The organism is bacterium, assembly GCA_021372775.1.
GTDB lineage: Bacteria > Acidobacteriota > Polarisedimenticolia > J045 > J045 > JAJFTU01.
The window spans coordinates 1-1,831 of record JAJFTU010000151.1 but is presented as its reverse complement, the minus strand read 5'-3'; the positions used below and the strand labels follow the sequence as shown (position 1 = coordinate 1,831).

Sequence of the window (1,831 nt, the reverse complement as noted above, 5' to 3'; positions counted from 1 at the left end):
AGGGCGGCACGACGCCGAAGCGCGAAGGCAGTCATTCAAAGTAGTGACGCGAGGCGGCGCGGGCTGCGTCCCGCGCCGCCGCCGCACCGCCGGGGGAGATGTTCGTGAGCGCGTTCTATTGCCCCGTTTGCCGACGCACCGAGAGCGACCCGTCGGCGAGGTTCTGCGACGCCTGCGGCGCGCGTCTCGCGCCGCTGCCGCGGGCGCCTCGCGCGGCGTCCGCCGACGGGCGCGGCTGGGGTGGCGACTTACGGGACGCCGTCCCCGCGGCGACCGAAAGCCCGCGCCGCTCGCTCGACGACGCCGAGCGCGAGGCGTCGCGGCGCTTCGAAGGCGATGCGGCGCGCACGCGGGAAGGCGCTTCGCCGGACGCGGGTCCGCGGCGCGCGAAGCGGCGCCGCTCCCGCTGGCTCGTCGTCTGGCTGCTCGTCGGACTCGCGGCGCTCGCGTTGCTCTTGTGGTGGGGGTTCCTCGAGCCGGACGCGCCGTCGGGCGGCCTCGGCAGCACGCTCGACCTCCGCGGCGCGGCGCGGCCGGCCGACCTCGACCGGCTGCTCGCTCGCTGCTACGGCGCTCCGCCCCGCGTCCCGTCGGGCGGCGGCGGCGAGGCTCCGATCGTCGGCACGGCGAAGACCGCGCTGCGCGGCGCGGCGAACGCGATCGGCCCGGAGCCGACGCCGCAGCAGGAGCGGCGCGTCGGCGAGGCGGTCGTGCGCTCGCTCGTCGAGCACTTCGGCGTTTCGGGGGACGGCGCGCAGATCGGCAGGCTCGACGCGATCTCCGGCCGGCTGGCGCGCGTCGTGCCGGGCGCCGCGCCGGACGCCTTCCGCTTCACGCCGCTCGCCTCGGACAACGCCAACGCCTTCATGGCGCCGGGCGGACGCGGCGTCGTCTTCGACGGCTTGCTGCGCGCGATGCCCGAGGACGACGCGGCGGCGTTCGTCCTCGGCCACGAGATCGCCCACGCCGCGCTCGGCCACGGGCGCGAGTCGCTGCGGCTGGCGATGGCCACGGAGAAGGCGGCGCAGTGGATCAACGGCCAGCCGGACGCGAAGATCGACGAGGCCCTCGGGGGCGTCGTCGCCTCGGCCGTCCGCGCGCCGTACGACCAGGACTTGGAGTTCGAGGCCGACCGCCTCGGCCTCTGCCTCGCCGCGGAAGCGGGCTTCGATCCGGCGGGCGCGAAGACCGCGCTCGAGACGCTGGCGCGGCTGCAGGGCGAGCCGCTCCGCTTCGGTCCGCGCGGAGGCCTGCGGGTCGCCTACGACCTTCTCGAAAGCCATCCGCCGACGGCGGAGCGGCTGCGCTACGTCGAGCAGCTGCTCGCGGCCCGGCGGCGCGCGGGGGGCCGGTGAGCGGGCTCGCGCGGCGCTGCGCGTGCGGCGCGGAGAACGCGCTCGACGCACGCTGCTGCGATCGCTGCGGCGCGCCGCTGTCGGGCGCGGAGGGCTTCTCCTCGGGCGGCGCCGTCGTCGCCGCGCGGCCGCTCGCTTCCGCGGACGTCTCGGCGCGCGGAGGAGCGGCAGTTCCGTCGGACGTCGCGGCGTGCGGGAGAGCGGCGGTTCCATCGGACGTCGCGGCGTGCGGGAGCGCGGCGGTTCCCGCGCCCGCCGCGGCGCGGGCGGTCTTCGTCGGGCGGGGCGCCGACTGCGCGCTGCGCCTCGCGTCGGACACCGTCTCCGAGCGGCACGCGGTCGTCTTCGAATCGGGCGGCGTCCTCTTCGTTCAGGACCTCGGCAGCCGCAACGGCACCTTCCTCGACGGCGCGCGGGTGACGCGCGCCGTGCCGTGGAACGGCGCGGCGACGCTGCGCTGCGGCGGCGGCGCGGTC

Annotated in this window: 2 protein-coding genes; both read left to right on the top strand. The window is 77.5% G+C overall.

Annotated elements, in window-relative coordinates:
* The first annotated feature begins 104 nt into the window (after positions 1-104).
* Positions 105-1,355, top strand: a complete 1,251-nt coding sequence (locus LLG88_05045; protein ID MCE5246274.1) for a M48 family metalloprotease — start codon at positions 105-107, stop codon at positions 1,353-1,355.
* Positions 1,352-1,831, top strand: a 480-nt coding sequence (locus LLG88_05040) for an FHA domain-containing protein (GenBank protein MCE5246273.1), incomplete at its 3' end; no start/stop codon positions are given. The genes LLG88_05045 and LLG88_05040, both read left to right, overlap by 4 nt.